The organism is Xanthomonas sp. NCPPB 1128 (assembly GCF_001043115.1).
Lineage (GTDB): Bacteria > Pseudomonadota > Gammaproteobacteria > Xanthomonadales > Xanthomonadaceae > Xanthomonas_A.
Genome location: NZ_LFME01000039.1, coordinates 25,080 through 41,925 on the forward strand (window position 1 = coordinate 25,080; position 16,846 = coordinate 41,925).

At 70.2% G+C, this 16,846-nt stretch carries 12 protein-coding genes; 10 read left to right on the top strand and 2 right to left on the bottom strand.

What is annotated here, in order from left to right; genetic code table 11:
• The first annotated feature begins 10 nt into the window (after positions 1 to 10).
• The 5 genes from ACP93_RS18510 (at position 11) to yjfF (ending at position 6,138) form a co-directional block, all read left to right on the top strand.
• Positions 11 to 1,450, top strand: a complete 1,440-nt coding sequence (locus ACP93_RS18510; protein WP_048492131.1) for an aldehyde dehydrogenase family protein — start codon at positions 11 to 13, stop codon at positions 1,448 to 1,450.
• Between the two features lie 120 nt (positions 1,451 to 1,570).
• On the top strand, positions 1,571 to 2,542 hold the full coding sequence (locus ACP93_RS18515; RefSeq protein WP_204243722.1) for an ABC transporter substrate-binding protein: 972 nt from the start codon (positions 1,571 to 1,573) through the stop codon (positions 2,540 to 2,542).
• Between the two features lie 10 nt (positions 2,543 to 2,552).
• Positions 2,553 to 4,064, top strand: coding sequence for a sugar ABC transporter ATP-binding protein (locus tag ACP93_RS18520; RefSeq protein WP_048492133.1), 1,512 nt, complete (start codon positions 2,553 to 2,555; stop codon positions 4,062 to 4,064).
• Entirely contained in the window at positions 4,061 to 5,116 is a 1,056-nt protein-coding gene (locus ACP93_RS18525; RefSeq protein WP_048492134.1) for an ABC transporter permease, read from the top strand. Before ACP93_RS18520 ends, ACP93_RS18525 begins: the two co-directional genes overlap by 4 nt.
• Positions 5,113 to 6,138: a galactofuranose ABC transporter, permease protein YjfF gene (yjfF, locus tag ACP93_RS18530; RefSeq protein WP_048492135.1), complete on the top strand. Its 1,026-nt coding sequence runs from the start codon at positions 5,113 to 5,115 to the stop codon at positions 6,136 to 6,138. The genes ACP93_RS18525 and yjfF overlap by 4 nt, the downstream gene beginning before the upstream one ends.
• A gap of 50 nt (positions 6,139 to 6,188) precedes the next feature.
• Here the strand turns inward: yjfF and ACP93_RS18535 are convergent, their stop codons facing one another.
• On the bottom strand, positions 6,189 to 8,924 hold the full coding sequence (locus ACP93_RS18535; protein ID WP_048492136.1) for a carbohydrate-binding protein: 2,736 nt from the start codon (positions 8,922 to 8,924) through the stop codon (positions 6,189 to 6,191).
• A gap of 282 nt (positions 8,925 to 9,206) precedes the next feature.
• On the opposite strand from ACP93_RS18535, the gene ACP93_RS18540 reads away from it, so the two are divergent.
• Both ACP93_RS18540 and ACP93_RS18545 read left to right on the top strand, forming a co-directional pair.
• Positions 9,207 to 9,827: a glutathione S-transferase family protein gene (locus tag ACP93_RS18540; RefSeq protein WP_048492137.1), complete on the top strand. Its 621-nt coding sequence runs from the start codon at positions 9,207 to 9,209 to the stop codon at positions 9,825 to 9,827.
• A 90-nt stretch (positions 9,828 to 9,917) separates the two neighbouring features.
• Positions 9,918 to 10,637 carry a DUF4261 domain-containing protein gene (locus ACP93_RS18545; RefSeq protein ID WP_048492138.1) on the top strand — a complete coding sequence of 240 codons (720 nt, stop codon included), beginning with the start codon at positions 9,918 to 9,920 and terminating at the stop codon, positions 10,635 to 10,637.
• A 149-nt stretch (positions 10,638 to 10,786) separates the two neighbouring features.
• On the opposite strand, the gene ACP93_RS18550 is transcribed toward ACP93_RS18545, so the two are convergent.
• Positions 10,787 to 12,052, bottom strand: coding sequence for a cation:proton antiporter (locus tag ACP93_RS18550; RefSeq protein ID WP_048492139.1), 1,266 nt, complete (start codon positions 12,050 to 12,052; stop codon positions 10,787 to 10,789).
• Positions 12,053 to 12,230: 178 nt separating this feature from the next.
• Here ACP93_RS18550 and ACP93_RS18555 point away from each other — a divergent pair, with 178 nt between their 5' ends.
• From ACP93_RS18555 to ACP93_RS18565, 3 genes are all read left to right on the top strand, one after another.
• The gene (locus tag ACP93_RS18555; protein ID WP_048492140.1) at positions 12,231 to 13,355 is read left to right on the top strand and encodes a dipeptidase; all 1,125 of its coding nucleotides are present in this window, start codon (positions 12,231 to 12,233) and stop codon (positions 13,353 to 13,355) included.
• A gap of 456 nt (positions 13,356 to 13,811) precedes the next feature.
• Positions 13,812 to 15,869, top strand: a complete 2,058-nt coding sequence (gene fusA / locus ACP93_RS18560; RefSeq protein WP_048492141.1) for an elongation factor G — start codon at positions 13,812 to 13,814, stop codon at positions 15,867 to 15,869.
• A 272-nt stretch (positions 15,870 to 16,141) separates the two neighbouring features.
• Entirely contained in the window at positions 16,142 to 16,624 is a 483-nt protein-coding gene (locus tag ACP93_RS18565) for a hypothetical protein (protein ID WP_048492142.1), read from the top strand.
• Positions 16,625 to 16,846 lie beyond the last annotated feature (222 nt).

The following is a 16,846-nucleotide window of genomic DNA, read 5'->3' on the forward strand; positions in this document are numbered from 1 at the left end:
GGAGGTAGGCATGACCCGACGTTTCCAGAGCTACATCGACGGCCGCTGGGTGGCCGGCGATGCCATCGCCCCCGACGAGAATCCGTCGGACCTGACGGCACCGGTCGGCGAAGCCGGCGGCGTCGATGCGGCCACGGTGCGCGAGGCGATCGCCGCGGCCAACGCGGCGCAGTCGGCATGGGCCGCGAGCACCCCACAGCAGCGCGCCGACGCGCTGGACGCGGTCGGCAGCGAGATCCTGGCGCGCAAGCAGGAACTGGGCGCGCTGCTGGCATCGGAAGAGGGCAAGACCCTGCCGGAGAGCATCGGCGAGGCGGCGCGCGCCGGGCAGATCTTCAAGTTCTTCGCCGGCGAGGCCTTGCGCATTCCCGGCGAGACGCTGGCCTCTACGCGGCCCGGGGTCAACGTCGAGATCACCCGCGAGCCGGTCGGCACGGTCGGCATCATCGCGCCGTGGAATTTCCCGCTGGCGATCCCGGCGTGGAAGATCGCGCCGGCATTGGCCTATGGCAACACCGTGGTGTTCAAGCCGGCGGAGATCGTGCCCGGCTGCGCCTGGGCGCTGGCCGAGATCCTCAGCCGCGCGGGCCTGCCCAACGGCGCATTCAACCTGGTGCTCGGCAGCGGCAGCACGGTCGGCCAGGCGCTGGTCGCCGAGCGCGGCATCGATGCGCTGAGCTTCACCGGCTCGGTGCCTACCGGCAACCGGCTGCTGAAGCAGGCCGCCGAGCGCGGGCTGAAGATCCAGTTGGAGATGGGCGGCAAGAATCCGTTGGTGGTGCTGGCCGATGCCGATCTGGACCTGGCGGTGGAGATCGCGGTCAACGGCGCGTACTTCTCCACCGGCCAGCGCTGCACCGCGTCGAGCCGGCTGATCGTCGAACGCGCGGTGCATGATGATTTCGTTGCGCGTGTGCGCACGCGCTTGACCTCACTGAAGATCGGCCACGCGCTGGAGCCGGGCGTGGACATCGGCCCGGTGGCCAGCGCCAGCCAGTTCGAGCAGGACCGCGACTACCTGCGCATCGCCCGCGAGGAAGGCGCCGAACTGCTGTACGGCGGTGAGGCGCTCGAGTGCGCGCATCGCGGCTACTACCTGCGCCCGGCGCTGGTCGCGGCGCAGCCACAGCATCGCATCGCCCGCGAGGAAGTGTTCGGCCCGGTCGCCGCGGTGCTGGTGGCCGACGACTACGACCACGCGCTGGCCCTGGCCAACGACACCGAGTTCGGCCTGTGCGCCGGCATCGCCACGCGCTCGTTGAAGTACGCCACGCATTTCAAGCGGCACGCGCAGGCGGGCATGGTGATGGTCAACCTGCCTACCGCCGGCGTCGACCCGCACGTGCCGTTCGGCGGGCGCAAGGCGTCCAGCTACGGCCCGCGCGAGCAGGGCCGGTATGCGGTGGAGTTCTACACCACGGTCAAGACCGCCTATACGTCCGCACCATGAACTGATCGAACCAGCGCACGCCGGGCCTGGGAGGGGGGGCGGCGCGTCGCGGCCTCAGGGCCGTGTCCGCCGCCAGCGTGCCATCAATGAGGAGGGGCTATGCAGAAGCACACGTCGGGAATGCGAGCGCTGGGAATCGTGGCACTGCTGGGCATGGCGCTGGCCGCCTGTTCCGGCGGCGGCAAGGACGCGAACACGGCGCCCGGGCAACTGACCGTCGGCTTCAGCCAGGTCGGCGCCGAGAGCGAATGGCGCACCGCCAACACCGCCTCGATCAAGCAGGCCGTCGCCGATGCCGGCATGAAGCTGAAGTTCTCCGACGCGCAGCAGAAGCAGGAGAACCAGATCAAGGCGCTGCGCTCGTTCATCGCCCAGCGCGTGGACGTGATCGCGTTTTCGCCGGTGGTGGAGTCGGGTTGGGAAACCGTGCTGCGCGAGGCCAAGGCCGCGCAGATCCCGGTGGTGCTCACCGACCGCGCGGTGAAGGTGTCCGACGACAGCCTCTACGTCACCCTGATCGGCTCGGATTTCGTCGAGGAAGGGCGCAAGGCGGCGCGCTGGCTGGTCGAGCGCTCGCCGCTGAAGGACGGCGACAAGCCGGTGCGCATCGTCGAGTTGCAGGGCACTGTCGGCTCGGCGCCGGCGATCGACCGCATGCAGGGCTTCAAGGAAATCCTCGCCACGCACCCGCGCTTCCAGATCGTGCGCTCGCAGAGCGGCGACTTCACCCGCGCCAAGGGCAAGGAAGTGATGGAGGCGTTCCTGAAAGCGGAAGGGCGCAACATCGACGTGCTCTACGCGCACAACGACGACATGGCGATCGGTGCGATCCAGGCGATCGAGGAAGCCGGCCTGAAGCCCGGCAAGGACATCCTGGTGATCTCGGTGGACGGGGTGAAGGGCGCGTTCGAGGCGATGCAGGCCGGCAAGCTCAACGTCACCGTCGAATGCAATCCGCTGCTTGGCCCGCAACTGGTGCAGGCCATCCGCGACCTCAAGGCCGGCAAGCCGCTGCCCAAGCGCATCGTGGTGGAGGAGTCGGTGTACACCCAGGACCAGGCCGCGGCCGAACTGCCCAAGCGCAAGTACTGAGGGCGCGCACATGCATCCGCTGGTGCTGGAGGCGCAGGGACTGAGCAAGGCCTACGCTGGCGTGGCCGCGCTGGAGGAGGTGGCGCTGCGCCTGCGCGGCGGCGAGATCCACGCGCTGATGGGCCAGAACGGCGCTGGCAAGTCGACCCTGATCAAGCTGCTGACCGGCGTGACCGCCGCCGACGCCGGACGCATCGTGCTGGACGGCGCGGTCGTCGCGCCGGCCTCGCCGCAGCAGGCGCAACGGCTCGGCATCAGCACCGTGTACCAGGAAGTGAACCTGTGCCCGAACCTGTCGGTGGCCGAGAACCTGTTCGCCGGCCGCTACCCGCTGCGCGGCTGGCCGCGGCGCATCGACTGGCGCCGGGTCGAACGCGAGGCCGAGGCAGGCTTGCAGCGCCTGGGCATCGCCATCGACGTGCGTCGCGCGCTGGGCGCCTATCCGGTGGCGGTGCAGCAGATGGTGGCGATCGCGCGTGCGGTCGGCGTATCGGCGCGGGTGCTGATCCTCGACGAGCCCACCTCCAGCCTCGATGAAGGCGAGGTGGCCGAGTTGTTCCGGGTGATGCGCACGCTGCGCGAGACCGGCATGGCGATCCTGTTCGTCACCCACTTCCTCGATCAGGTGTACGCAGTGGCCGACCGCATCAGCGTATTGCGCAACGGCCGCCTGGTCGGCGAGTACACCCCCGACGCGCTGCCCGCACCGCAACTGGTCGCGGCGATGGTCGGGCGCGCGCTCGACCCGGCCAGCGCCGCGGCCGCCACGGTGCGCGCCGCGGCGCCCGAGGACGCGGCGCCGCTGCTGCAGGCGCAGGGCCTGGGCCGGCGCGGCCAGTTGCAGCCGATCGACCTGCAACTGCGCCGCGGCCAGGTGCTGGGCCTGGCCGGCCTGCTCGGCGCCGGCCGCGCCGAACTGGCGCGGCTGTTGTTCGGGCTGGACCGCGCCGATTGCGGACGCGTTGCGATCGACGGCCGCGCCGTGGCCTTGCGCGGCCCGCCCGATGCGATCCGCCACGGCCTGGCGCTGTGCCCGGAAGAGCGCAAGACCGAGGGCATCGTCGCCGAGCTGTCGGTGCGCGAGAACATCGTGCTGGCCTTGCAGGCGCGCATGGGCCTGCGCCGGTTCCTGGCGCCGGCCGAGCAGCTGCGCATCGCGCAGGGCTATGTGGACGTGCTGGGCATCAAGACCGCCAGCCTGGAGACGCCGGTGGGGCTGCTGTCCGGCGGCAACCAGCAGAAGGTGGTGCTGGCGCGCTGGCTGGCGACGCGGCCGCGGCTGCTGATCCTCGACGAACCCACCCGCGGCATCGACATCGCCGCGAAGCAGGACATCATGACCCGGATCCTGGCGCTGGCCCGCGAGGGGATGGCGGTGCTGTTCATCTCCGCCGAGGTCGCCGAACTCGCGCGCATCGCCGACCGCATCGCGGTGCTGCGCGAACGCCGCCTGGTCGGCGAACTGCCCGGCGGCTGCGGCGAGCGCGCGATCTTCGAGCTGATCGCCGGGAGCGCCGCATGAGCGCCGCCGCCGCGCCCGATACGACCGCGCCGCGCTGGCCGGCGCGGCTGCGCGCGCATCCGCTGTTCTGGCCGCTGGCGACACTGGCCGCACTGCTGCTCGGCAATGGCGTGTTTGACCCCGGCTTCCTGAGCCTGCAATGGCGCGACGGCCACCTGTACGGCAGCCTGGTCGACATCGGCAACCGCGCCGCGCCGCTGGCGCTGGTGGCGATGGGCATGACCCTGGTGATCGCGGTGCGCGGCCTGGACATCTCGGTCGGTGCGGTGGTGGCGATCGCCGCGACGGTGGCCGCATGGATGATCGGCGGCGGCGAACACAGCCGCTTCCCGCTGTGGGCGGTGCTGCTGGCGCCGCTGCTGGTGGCGGCGCTGTGCGGGCTGTGGAACGGCCTGCTGGTGGTCAAGGTCGGCATGCAGCCGATCATCGCCACGCTGATCCTGATGGTGGCCGGGCGCGGCATCGCGCAATTGATCGGCGACGGGCAGATCCTGACCATCTACTACCCGCCGTATTTCTACCTCGGCAACGGCTTCCTGCTCGGCCTGCCGTTCGCCTTGTTCGTGGTCGCGACGGTGTTCGTGGCGTTGCAACTGCTGCTGGGGCGCACCGCGCTTGGCCTGTTCGTGCGCGCCATCGGCCACAACCCGCGCGCGGCGCGGGTGGCGGGCGTGCGTGCGCGGCTGATCGCGGTGCTGCTGTACGTGTTCTGCGCGTTCAGCGCCGGCCTCGCCGGGTTGCTGATCAGCTCCAACGTCAAGAGCGCCGACGCCAACAACGCCGGGCAGTTGATGGAACTCGACGCGATCCTCGCGGTCACCCTCGGCGGCACCCTGCTCGACGCCGGCCGCTTCAGCCTGGCCGGCAGCGTGATCGGCGCGCTGATCATCCAGACCCTGACCGCGACCATCTACGCCTTCGGCGTGCCGGCGCAGGTCACCATGCTGATCAAGGCGTTGCTGGTGTTCGCGGTGATGCTGCTGCAATCGCCGATCTTCCGCGCCCACCTGCGCGGCTGGATCCGGCGGCCGCCGCCTCAGGTGCGGCCATGAGTGCGGCGGCTCCACGCCCGGCGGTGTCCGGCCTGCGCAAGGCGACAGGGATGCTGCAGGGCGCGCGCCTGCCGTTGGCGATCACCGTGGCGCTGTTCGTGGCCATGCTCGCGGCCGGCGGCGTGCTCTACGACGGCTTCCTGGCGCCGCAGGTGCTGGCCAATCTGCTGATCGACAATGCCTTTCTGTGCATCGCCGCGGTTGGCATGAGCCTGGTGATCCTCAGCGGCGGCATCGACCTGTCGGTGGGCGCGGTGCTGGCCTTCAGCACAGTGCTGTCGGCGTCGCTGGTCGAGCGCCATGGCTGGTCGCCGCTGGCGGCGATCCCGCTGGTGCTGCTGCTCGGCAGCGTCTTCGGTGCCGGTATGGGCCTGCTGATCCAGCGCTACCGCCTGCAACCGTTCGTGGTCACCCTGGCCGGCATGTTCCTGGCGCGCGGCGCCAGTTACCTGATCAGCGTCGATTCGATCCCCATCACCGACCCGCTGTACACCGCGATCGCGCAGGCGCGGCTGCCGCTCGGCGGCGGCGCGTCGCTGTCGGTCGGCGCGCTGATCGCGCTGGCGATGGTGGCGCTGGGCATGTGGCTGACCCAGTGCACCCGCTTCGGCCGCTGCGTGTACGCGCTGGGCGGCAGCGAGGCTTCGGCGCGGTTGATGGGCCTGCCGGTGGAGGCGACGCAGGTGCGCGTCTACGCCTTCAGCGGCTTCTGCTCGGCGCTGGCCGGGGTGGTGTGCACGTTCTACATGCTGTCCGGCTACAGCCTGCACGCGCAGGGGCTGGAGCTGGATGCCATCGCCGCGGTGGTGATCGGCGGCACGCTGCTTGCTGGCGGCAGCGGCTACGTGATCGGCACCCTGTTCGGCGTGCTGATCCTGGGCGCGATCCAGACCCTGATCGTGTTCGACGGCACGCTCAGCTCATGGTGGACGCGCATCGTGATCGGCGGTCTGCTGCTGCTGTTCTGCCTGCTGCAGCGGTTGTTGAGCCGGCGCCTGCCGGCGATGGATGCGGTTGCCTGACGGATGGCAGCGCGTGGCGGTGAGCATCGCCACGCGCCACGGCGCGCTCGCTAGCGAGGTGCCGATGGCGCCGCATCGGCCTGCAGCGGGGTGACCGCGATCCAGTCGATGTCCGGTGCATACCGCGAGCGCAGCAGGATGTCCGGTGCACGTTGCGAGATGTAATGGACGCCGTCGGCGTCGGGGACTTCTTCGCCGGAGATCTGGATGCGATTGCGCCCGGCGTGCAATGCGACCGGCACGCTCAGTTCCCACCAGTTGTTGTGGTGGAAGCTGTGCGGGAAGGTCGCCAGTATCGGCGGCGCACCGTTGACGCGGATGCGCCCGATGCGCGCCAGCGGATCCGGATTGTAGTGGCTCGCCTTCGACTGCTCGTCGTTGGCGTAACGCAGGGTCAGCATGTAAGGACCGGCGCGCTCGACCATGACCGCGTCGAAGGTGAGCGTATTGCCGTTGCCGGGTTCGCCACCGATGCCGGTCACCGCGGCGCCGCCGCTGGCGAGGGTGGCCTGGGTGCGATGCGCGCTGCCGGCGATGTCCGCCTGCTCGGCTTCGTAGCGCGGACCGAGCACGGCGCCGGAGCCCACCCGCAGGCGATCCAGCAACGGGCGCCCGGCGCTGCCGCCGACCACGATCTTGTTGAGCCCGCCCATCAGGAACACCGCCTGCACGGGAAACTGCAGTGCTTGGCCGTTGACGGCGACCGACAGCGCGCCGGGCGTGGCCAGATCCACCGACAGCGGCGCCAATCCTTCCTGCGGCGCATACACCCAGAACGTGGCGGAGGCGCCGGCGGGCAGCGCCACTGCGCCGGCGCCGGAGACGTCGTCGCGGTCATAGCGCGCCTGCGCACCGCCCGCCAGCGTGGCGAGTTCGGCCTCGTAGACCTGCGTGTCGGCAGCGGGATCGGGCAGCGACAACGTGATGCGATCGATCAGTGCATTGCCGTGAGTGTGTCGGCGGTCATCCGCACTCGCACTCGCAATGCTGAGCACGTGGCGGCCCGCGGCCAACGCGATGCGCAGGTCGGCGTGATCCCACACCACCGGCTTGTAGCCCAGCGGTAGCATCACCTCGCGTTCGCTGGCCGCATCCCCGTCGACGCGCACGAAGACATTGGTCGGCCCGAGCGTGGCGACCAGCGGATCCTGGTTGAAACTGTTGGCGAGGATGCGCAGATCGTACAGACCGTCCTGTGGCACCTTGATGGCGAAGTCCAGGCGCACGTCGCGCGCGCTGGCGAATCCGCCGACGGCGTAGCGGCCGGAGGTGAAGAAGCGATCGAGCGCCTGCGGCGAGCCTTCCGGGCCGCGCCGTTCGTAGCCGCTGCCGTGATGCGCGGCGTCCTCTGCTTCGTACCGCTGCTGCCAGCGCAGTGCCGGCGGTTGTGCAGGGCCGCCGTGCATGCCGGGCATGACCACCAGGCTGTAGGCCGATTCGGCGCTCAGCGTCGGCAACGCGCCGCGGCCGAAGTCCAGATCGATGCGGCCCGCGACCACCGGCACCTGCACGTCCGCGATCAGGCGTGGCGCGGCGGCGTCGCCGAGCTGCCCGGTCCAGGGGATTTCGCGCACGACCACGCGCACCCGCTCGCCGAACGAGGCGTTCGGAATTCGGGTCAACGACAGCGTGGCAGGCCCGCTGCTGCCACCGAACAGGACACGCGCCTGCAGCTGCTGCGGGTCGAACGCGGCCACCGCCTGCAGGCTGTCGTCCTGCCCGGGATGCGGGGGCGTCACCGCCACGGTGTGCATGCCGCGCATCGCGGCGTAGGCGTTCAGTAGCCACCACTGGCCGTTGCCGCGATTGGCCTGAACGGCCGAGTCGCTCAGATTGCCGTCGATGTTCCAGTACGCCAGGTCGGCATCGACCTTGGCCGCTTCGATCGCTGCCGCCCACTGCACGATCTGTCCCGGCACGGAGGTGTGGTAGTTGAACGCGTACTCGTCGATGTTGATCGGCAGGTGCCGGCCGGCCAGCGCTGTCCCGGCGAAGAGTTCCTGTTCCCAGCCGCGGAAGCGGGCCACGCTGCGCGACAGCGAGGCCGGATCGGTCAGTTCGTGCCAGGTGACCACGTCGGGCAGGGTGCCCGCGCGCAGCGCATGCTGCAGGAAGCCCTTGTCCTGGTCGAACAGGATGCTGGTGTTGGGGCCGGCGATGCGCGCGTCGGGGAGGATGGCGTGGATGCGTCGCCACGCACGGTCCCAGGCGTCGAAATAGGCGCTCGGGTCGCTGCGCCAATCCACGCCGTTGCAGCTGTCCGGACCCGCATGCCCCGGCACGGCGGCCTTGGCGAACATGTTGCCTTCGGGCTCGTTGAACGGCACGAACACCACGTGCTGCCGGTACTGCGCGGGCAGCGCCTTGACCTGTTCGACCTGACGCGCGATCTCGTCCAGGTAATGCGCCACGGACTGCGCGCAGTCGCCCTGCGTCCAGCGGTAGGGGAAGCCGCGGTGGATGTCGGTCATGTAGATGTAGGTCTCGCCCCCGGAGCCGGTGGCGAGCGAACGGATCACTTCCAGCGCATCGGCGCCGGGATGTTGCAGCCCGTCCTGTGCCTTGGTCGCCACACTGCGCAGGCCCATGCCCTCGACCAGGTTCGGGGACGGCAGGCGCGCGTCGTAGAGGCCGTAGAGACTGCCGGATGCACCGCCATGGAACGGGCCGGTGTCCTGCCCCAGGTCGACGATGAGGCGATCGGCGGCGATCGCGGTGCCGGTGCAGGCGGCGAGAGAGAGGGACAGCAGCAGCCGCGAGGCCGGGGAACGAACGGATGCGTGCATGGGCGGGAGGTCGGCAATGGAGCGATGCGTCCGGTGCCCGGCGAACACATGCACGCCAGGCCGTAGCGGGCAGGATAGGGCCGCCGCGCAGCGCCGACCAATCACGTAAATCGGCCGTGCGATATCCGAATCGGAATGGGGCGGCGCGCACGTGGAGGACCGCCCACCCTTGATCGGTCGCCTGCTGTCGTCCGCCTGCAGTGGTTGCCGCCCCGGGGTCTGCACTGGGCGCTCGCGCGGCGGGCCGGCGTAGAATTCGGCAATCGCAACCGGAGCGCCGACATGCTGACCATCTGGGGCCGCCACAACTCGAGCAACGTACGCAAGGTGCTGTGGTGCGCCGAGGAAGCCGGGGTGGCGTACCAATCGATCGAGATCGGTGGCGCGTTCGGCGGCAACGACGCGCCGGCCTATCGCGCGCTCAATCCCAATGGCCTGGTGCCCGCGATCGAGGACGACGGCCTGGTGCTGTGGGAGTCCAATGCGATCGTGCGTTACCTCGCCGCGCGCTACGCACCGGGCACGCTCTATCCGCAGGACCCGGCGTTGCGGGCACAGGGCGACAAGTGGATGGACTGGACCACCTCGCGCTTCGCCGGCGCCTTCCGCGATCTGTTCTGGGGCGTGCTGCGCACGGCACCGGAACAGCGCGACGCCGCCAGGATCGCCGCCGCGCTGGGTCAATCGGCCGAACTGCTGCGCACCGCCGATGCCGCGCTGGCGCCGCAGCCGTGGCTGTCGGGCGAGCACTTCGCGATGGGCGACATCCCGCTCGGCAGCTTCGTCTATGCCTGGTTCGAGATGCCGATCGAACGCCCGGCGCTGCCGCACCTGCACGCCTGGTACCAACGCCTGCAGCAGCGTCCGGCCTACCGCAAGGGCGTGATGACGGCGCTGACCTGAGTGGCATCGCCCGCGGCCGGCGCGTCGTCGCGGCGGCAAGCCGGTGACGCATGCGCGTGCAAACCCCTTGATGGCAAGGAGCCATGACCCATGATCGAAACCCCCAGGATCGTGCTCTGCATTCCCGGCCCATGGCCGGATCGATCCGATCTGCTCGCGCGCATCGTCCAGGACAGCGGCGGCTACCTGTTCGCCGGGCAGGTGCTGATGCACATGGACAGCGGCGAGGCCTGCGAGCTGCAGTACGAGCCGCACGATGCACGCATGGCCGCCGCGTTCGCCGCGGCCGCGCCGCACTGGCGCGGCTCGGCGGACATGGCGCGCATCGGGACGCATGCGTCGGTCGTCTACCTGATCGGTGCCGGCGGCTCGCGGGTGCGCGCCGAGACGATGATGCGCGCGGCTGCGGCGTTGCTGGACGCCGGCGGTCTGGGGGTGAAGGTCGAGAGCAGTGGCGTCGCCCACAGTCCGGCCGACTGGCGGCAGTTGTGCGCGGACCTGTCGCTAGGCAGCGCCCACCGCGCCTATGTGCTGAACATCACCGGCGAGCAGGTCCATTCCTGCGGCATGCACCAGTTCGGCATGAAGGACGCGATCGTCGCGGCGCAGGCAGCATCCGATCCAGTCGGCCTGCTGCACACCTTCACTTCCTACCTGTTCAACGAAGCGCCCGACGTGCGCGAGGGCCATACCTTCTCGGTCGCGGCAGACGCGCCGCGCTACCGGATCCAGGCCGAGGCCAGCACCCAGTTCCAGCCCGGCGACCTGTTCGCCAATCCCTATGGACTGTGGCGGCTGACGCCGCTCTGACCGCGCGCTTATTCCCGTAGTCGTTTGCAGCGGGCCTGACCTGCGCGTCGTGAGCTGCGGCTGCAGTGCCTGCAGCCGTTTTGCGCAGTGAACCGGGTCTGCGCCGGATGCAGCGCTGCGGCGATGCCGCCGTCGAGCGCCTGCGTGCCTCAGGATCTCCCGCCAGCCACCGCCGGCAGCGCGTCGCCGCCCGCGCGGCGCATCACCCAGTTGAACAGCGGGGTCGCCATCAGCGTGGAGGTGATGGCCATCAGCACCAGGATCGAGAACAGGCCCTGTTCGATCACCCCGGCCTGCAGGCCGATGTTGATGATGATCAGCTCCATCAGGCCGCGCGCGTTCATCAGCGCGCCGATCGCCATCGCATTGCGGTTGTTCTCGCCGCTGATCCGTGCCGCGGCCCAGCAGGCGATGCCCTTGCCCAGGAACGAGGCCAGCAGCACCACGCCGGCGGCCAGCAGGATCTGCGGGTCCAGCAGCACGCTCAACTCGGTCTTGAGCCCGGAGAAGGTGAAGAACATCGGCAGCAGGAACACCACCACGAACGGCTGCAACTGCTCGCGCAGCTTCTCGGTCAGCGCGCCCTTGGGCAGGCAGGCGCCGAGTAGGAAGCCGCCGAATACCGCGTGGATGCCGATCGCGTCCATCGCCCAGGCGCTGACGCAGAACAGCATCAGCACCACCGCCAGCACGCCGGCGCTCAGCGGCTGGTCGGGGCGCACGTGGTCGGCCAGGCGGCGCAGCCAGTGGCGGCCGACCAGCATCATGAACAGTGCGTAGCCCACGCCGCCACCGATCGCCAGATAGGCGCTGCCCCAACTGCCGCCGAAGCTGGCCAGCACCACTGCGAGGATGCACCAGGCCGCGGCGTCGTCGACCGCGCCGGCGGTGAGCGCCAGTGTGCCCAGCGGACTGCCGGTGAGGCCGCGCTCGTGGATGATCCGCGCCAACATCGGGAACGCGGTGATGGCGATGGCCGCGCCCAGGAACAGCGAGGCCTCCAGCAGTTTGGCCTTGGCCGAGAACAGCCCCGGCACGTGCAGCAGCCACGGCGCCAGCACGAAGGCCAGCACGAACGGCACGGCGATGCCGGCCAGCGACACGCCCATCGCGCTGCGGTAGCGCGTGCGGAAGTGCTCGCCGCGGAAATCGGTGCCGACCAGGAACATGTACAGGCCCACGCCGAGCTGCGCGGCCACGTACAGCATGTCCAGGGTCGGCTTCGGGAACAGCGCCTGCTGCAGGTCCGGCAGCAGCGCGCCGAACAGCGACGGCCCCAGCGCGACGCCGGCGATCATCTCGCCGACCACCTGCGGCTGGCCCAGGCGCTTGGCCAGCAGGCCGACCAGGCGGCACGCCAGCAGGATCGCCGCCGCCTGCAGGAAGAAATACACCGACATCTGCGGGGTGGTCATGGGCGGCCGTCCTGGAAGTGTCGGCGGATGATAGGAGGCCGGCGCCACGAAATCCATGCGGGCGCCGCGCCACGTGGTGGGGTGGGGTGCGTTTGCGGTATGGTGCCTCGCGCGCGCCGCATCGCGCGCGCGGCACGCATGTAGGCCGACACCGCAGGACGCACCGGGGAACGAGGCGATGAGCAAGGGATGGACGCGACGGCAATGCCTGGGCGCCGCTGCCGCGGGCGCCGTGGCCGGCCTGCTGCCAGGGGCCGCCATCGCGGACGCGGCCGATGCGAGCGGCGCCGCTGTGCTGTACCGGCGCGCATTGGTGCTGGATGCCAATGCCCTGGCGTCGATCGGGGAGGTGTTCGCTGGCGCGGATGCGCCGCAGCTGTTGCAGCAACTGCGCGACTCCGGCGTGTCTGTGCTGAAGACCACGCTGGGCGGTGCGTCCGGCGGCTTCGAGACCGCCGTCCAGGACATCGCCGCCGCGCAGGCACTGGTCGAGCGCTATCCGCAGCACTTCCTCAAGGTGCTGCAGCCGGCCGACCTGCGCCGAGCCAAGCGCGAGGGGCGCGTCGCGTTGATCTTCTCCTTCGAGTCGGCGGCGATGCTGGAGGACAAGCCCGCGCGTATCGAGCTGTTCCGCCAGCTCGGGGTGCGGGTCATGCAACTGACCTACAACCGCACCACGCCGTTCGGCGTCGGTTGCCTGGACGGCGACACGGGCGGCGTCACCGCGCTCGGCCGCGATGCGATCGCGCACATGAACCGGCTAGGGGTGGCGCTGGATCTGAGCCATTGCAACCTGCAGACCACCCGCGACGGCATCGCCCTGTCGCAGCGCCCGCCGGTCATCACCCATGCCGGTTGCGCCGCGGTGTTCGCGCATCCGCGCAACAAGCCGGATGCCGAACTGCGCGCGCTGGCCGACAAGGGCGGGGTGATGGGCGTGTACATGTTGCCGTTCCTGACCGAGGACAGCCGTCAACCGCAGCTGGCCGACTACATGCGCCACCTGCAGCACGCCCTGGACGTGTGCGGCGAGGACCATGTCGGCATCGGCACCGATTCGTTGTTCTTCCCGATCACCGCGCAGGACCGGCGCGCCTTCGAGGCGGACCTGGTGCAGCGCCGTCGCGACGGCATCGGCGCCCCGGGCGAGAACCGCTTGCCCTATCTGCCCGACGCCAATACCCCGCGCAAGCTCGAACGCGTCGCCGACGCGTTGCTGCGCCAGGGTTACGGTGCCCGCGTCGCCGAAAAAGTGCTGGGCCTGAACTTCGAACGGGTGTTCGGCGAGATCTGGAGCGTGTGACGCTGCGCCGTGCGCAATGGACCTGGCATGACGCCGCGATAGGTCGCACGTTGCACGCAGCATCTCTCACCGTTCCAGCAGCGCTGCGCTGGCCACATTGACCAGGCCAGCGCGCAGGTTCAGACTTGCGGCCCAGTTTCCACCCGAACGTCCACGCCGCCATGGCCCACGCACCGCTGCTGATATTGCCCAACGCCCTGCGCGTCAGCGCAGGCCGGGTGCGCCTGCCTGAAGGAGTGGTCGACGCCGTGCGCTAACGCCGGCCATCGCCGATCCGACGCAGACAAGCACCCGACGGGTGCTTTTTTATTGCCTGTTTTTCGCTGTTCCACCGTTCCGACACGCCAAGGAGAACGTGCCATGCACTACGCCGCCGAACCCGAAACCTAGCCGCATGCCCGCCTCGCCAACCGGGGCATGCGGCTTCCCCAGTGTTGGCAATGTGGAACCTCTCTCATGAACACCCAAACCCTATCCCGCTGGCGCAACCTCGGCATCATTGCCCACATCGACGCCGGCAAGACCACCCTCACCGAACGCCTGCTGTGGGCCGGCGGTGCGATTCACCGTCTCGGCGAAGTCCACGACGGTGCCGCCACCACCGACTTCTCGGACATCGAACGCGCGCGCGGCATCAGCATCGGCGCGGCCGCGGTGCAGGTGCAGTGGGCGCCGGCCGGACAGCCGACGCATCGCCTGACCCTGATCGATACCCCCGGACACATCGATTTCGCGATCGAGGTGGAACGTTCCTTGCGCGTGCTCGACGGCGCGGTCGCAGTGTTCTCCGCGGTCGACGGCGTACAGCCGCAATCCGAAGCCGTATGGCGGCAGGCGCGTCGCCACGGCGTGCCGATGCTCGCGTTCGTCAACAAGATGGACCGGGCCGGCGCGTCCTTCGACGGCGTACTGGCGCAGTTGCGCAGCAAGCTCGACGCGACGGTCTGGGCGGTCGGCGTGCCGGTGCCGGGCGATTCCGGCTTCGACGGCTGGAGCGACCTGGTTGGCGGCCGCATGCTGACCTGGGACGACGATGGGCAACTGCACACGCGCGCCTGGCATGCCGAGGAGGTAGCCGGTTTCGCGGACGCACGCGAGCAATTGATCGCCGCGGTGGCCGAACACGACGAGGCGCTGGCGCAGGCCTATCTCGAGGAGCGCGCGATCGACGCCGACCTGCTGCGCGCCGCGTTGCGCCGGGCCACCCTGGCCGGCGCCGGCGTGCCGGTGCTGGCCGGATCGGCGTTCAAGCGCAAGGGCATCGAGCCGTTGCTGGACGCGATCGTCGACTGGTTGCCGTCGCCGCTGGACCGCCCGCCGGTCGCCGCCCGCGCCGACGCGGACACCGATGCCGAGGACGGGCACGACATGCTGCTGGCGCCGGATCCATCCGGCCCGCTGGCGGCGCTGGTGTTCAAGTTCGCGCATACCGCGCAGGGCCCGTTGGCCTTCGTGCGTGTGTATTCGGGCACCATGCGCGTCGGCCACACGGTGTGGACCTCGCATGCGCGGCGGCCGCGCCGGGTCGGGCGGCTGGCGGTGGTGCAGGCGCAGCGGACCCACGACGTGGCGCAGGCGCAGGCCGGCGAGATCGTCGCCGTGCTCGGCTGGAAGGACGCGGTCAGCGGCGAGACGCTCAGCGGCGTGGATGCGCGGTGGGTGCTGGAACGCATCCGCACGCAGCCGCCGGTGCTGGCGTGGCGGCTCGGTGCGGCCAACGCGGCCGAGCTGGTGCGGCTGGGACAGGGCCTGGCGCGGCTGGCGCAGGAGGACCCCTCGTTCCGCGTCGACAGCGATCCGGAGACCGGCGAGGCGGTGATCTGGGGCATGGGCGAGCTGCACCTGGAGGTGATGGTGGAGCGGCTGCGCAGCGAGTGGCACGTGGACGTGCGCACCGGTGCGCCGCGCGTGGCCTACCAGGAAACGCCGCGTGCGGCCGCGCTGGGCGTGGCCGCACGGTTGTCCAAGCAGAACGGCGGCCAGGGCCAGTTCGCGCAGGTGGTGCTGGATGTGCTGCCGCGCGCGGACGGTGCGGTGAGCTTCGTCGACCGCAGCCGTGGCGGCGTGGTGCCCAAGGCCTTTGTTGCCGCCACCGAGAAGGGGGCGCGGGCGGCGCTGGCGCAAGGCCCGCTCGGCCATCCAGTGGTCGGCGTGGAGGTGGTGCTGGTCGATGGCCAGGCGCATGCGGTGGATTCGTCGGACCTGGCGTTCCAGCGCGCGGCGTCCGAAGCGGTGAAGGCGGCGCTGGCGCAGGCCAGCACGCTGCTGCTGGAGCCGGTGATGGCCTTGGCGATCGAGACGCCGGCGAGCAGCGTCGGCGACGTGCTCGGCGATCTGCAGCGGCGCGAGGGACGCGTCGTGGCGATCGAAGAGCGCGGAGCCCATGCCGAGGTCGTCGCGCAGGCGCCGTTGGCGCAACTGCAGGCCTATGCCACCGCGTTGCGCTCGCTGACCCAGGGACGGGCATCGGCGAGCATGACCTTCGACGGCTATGCGCCAGTCAAGGCCGCGTGAGCCGGATTGCCATCTGGCAATGCGGCAGGAGGACGAGGAGCCGGTTCGCCGGCTCCTCTTTTTTTGCGCGGCAAGCAATAGCGCGACGCAGTTCAGGCGGGCGTGGGGGGCGCGCGCAATCCTCACGGATCACGCGTCCACTGCGGGTCCTGTATAGCGTCCGTGCCGACTTGGCGACGGCGCGCGATGTTTGTTCGCCATGTAGATGCCCGGCGCTTGCGTCGACGCCGCGAACAGGGCTTCATAGCCGGCCCCGATCGCCGGAGCCGCCCATGCATCGCCGTTTAGCCCTTCTGACCCTGCTTGCCTTGTCGCCGGCGCTCGCCGCGGCGCAGCCGCCGGCATGCGCGACGCCGCTGCAGATGGCCGAGCGTCTGTACAAGGCGCGCGATTTCTACTGGCAGCCGCAGAACCTGGACGGGTTGCTGACGCCGTCCTTCGCGCACGCGCTGCAGGCCGACCAGCGTTGCGCCGCGCGCGAGGGCGTGTGTCGCCTGGACTTCGATCCGTGGACCAGCGCGCAGGACGGCGACATCCAGGGCGCGCCGACCTTCACCCTGGTCGCGGGCGGTTCGCAGGCCACCGAGGTGGAGGTGCGGATGGACTACCGGCTCGCGCTCGGCGGCCGTGCCGCGCGGGCGCGCTCGGTCAAGATCGAACTGCAGCGCCGCGGCAACGGCTGCTGGGCGGTCAGCGACCTGATCGCACCGGACGGGCAGTCGCTGTTCGCGCTGCTGACCGATCCGCAGGACTAGGCGCGCAGAAGGTCGCAACGCACAGGAAATCCCAACCCCTCTTCTGGGGATGGGGCAGTGTGCCGTGCGCATGGACGCATTGCGCCCTCGCTGGGTGGCAGGGAGGGAGGCGCTGGCGGGCAGGTCTCCTTCGTACACGCGCACACGCCGTCGAGCGTGGGTTCGGGATTGGGAGGAGTAGTGCTGTGTGGCGCGGACCGACCCTCACCCCAACCCCCGCTC

Bases quoted from the DNA above. Each gene is read 5' to 3' on its own strand.
- ACP93_RS18510 (WP_048492131.1), top strand. From the start codon at position 11: ATGACCCGACGTTTCCAGAGCTACATCGACGGCCGCTGGGTGGCCGGC.
- ACP93_RS18515 (WP_204243722.1), top strand. From the start codon at position 1,571: ATGCGAGCGCTGGGAATCGTGGCACTGCTGGGCATGGCGCTGGCCGCC.
- ACP93_RS18520 (WP_048492133.1), top strand. From the start codon at position 2,553: ATGCATCCGCTGGTGCTGGAGGCGCAGGGACTGAGCAAGGCCTACGCT.
- ACP93_RS18525 (WP_048492134.1), top strand. From the start codon at position 4,061: ATGAGCGCCGCCGCCGCGCCCGATACGACCGCGCCGCGCTGGCCGGCG.
- yjfF (WP_048492135.1), top strand. From the start codon at position 5,113: ATGAGTGCGGCGGCTCCACGCCCGGCGGTGTCCGGCCTGCGCAAGGCG.
- ACP93_RS18535 (WP_048492136.1), bottom strand. From the start codon at position 8,924: ATGCACGCATCCGTTCGTTCCCCGGCCTCGCGGCTGCTGCTGTCCCTC.
- ACP93_RS18540 (WP_048492137.1), top strand. From the start codon at position 9,207: ATGCTGACCATCTGGGGCCGCCACAACTCGAGCAACGTACGCAAGGTG.
- ACP93_RS18545 (WP_048492138.1), top strand. From the start codon at position 9,918: ATGATCGAAACCCCCAGGATCGTGCTCTGCATTCCCGGCCCATGGCCG.
- ACP93_RS18550 (WP_048492139.1), bottom strand. From the start codon at position 12,052: ATGACCACCCCGCAGATGTCGGTGTATTTCTTCCTGCAGGCGGCGGCG.
- ACP93_RS18555 (WP_048492140.1), top strand. From the start codon at position 12,231: ATGAGCAAGGGATGGACGCGACGGCAATGCCTGGGCGCCGCTGCCGCG.
- fusA (WP_048492141.1), top strand. From the start codon at position 13,812: ATGAACACCCAAACCCTATCCCGCTGGCGCAACCTCGGCATCATTGCC.
- ACP93_RS18565 (WP_048492142.1), top strand. From the start codon at position 16,142: ATGCATCGCCGTTTAGCCCTTCTGACCCTGCTTGCCTTGTCGCCGGCG.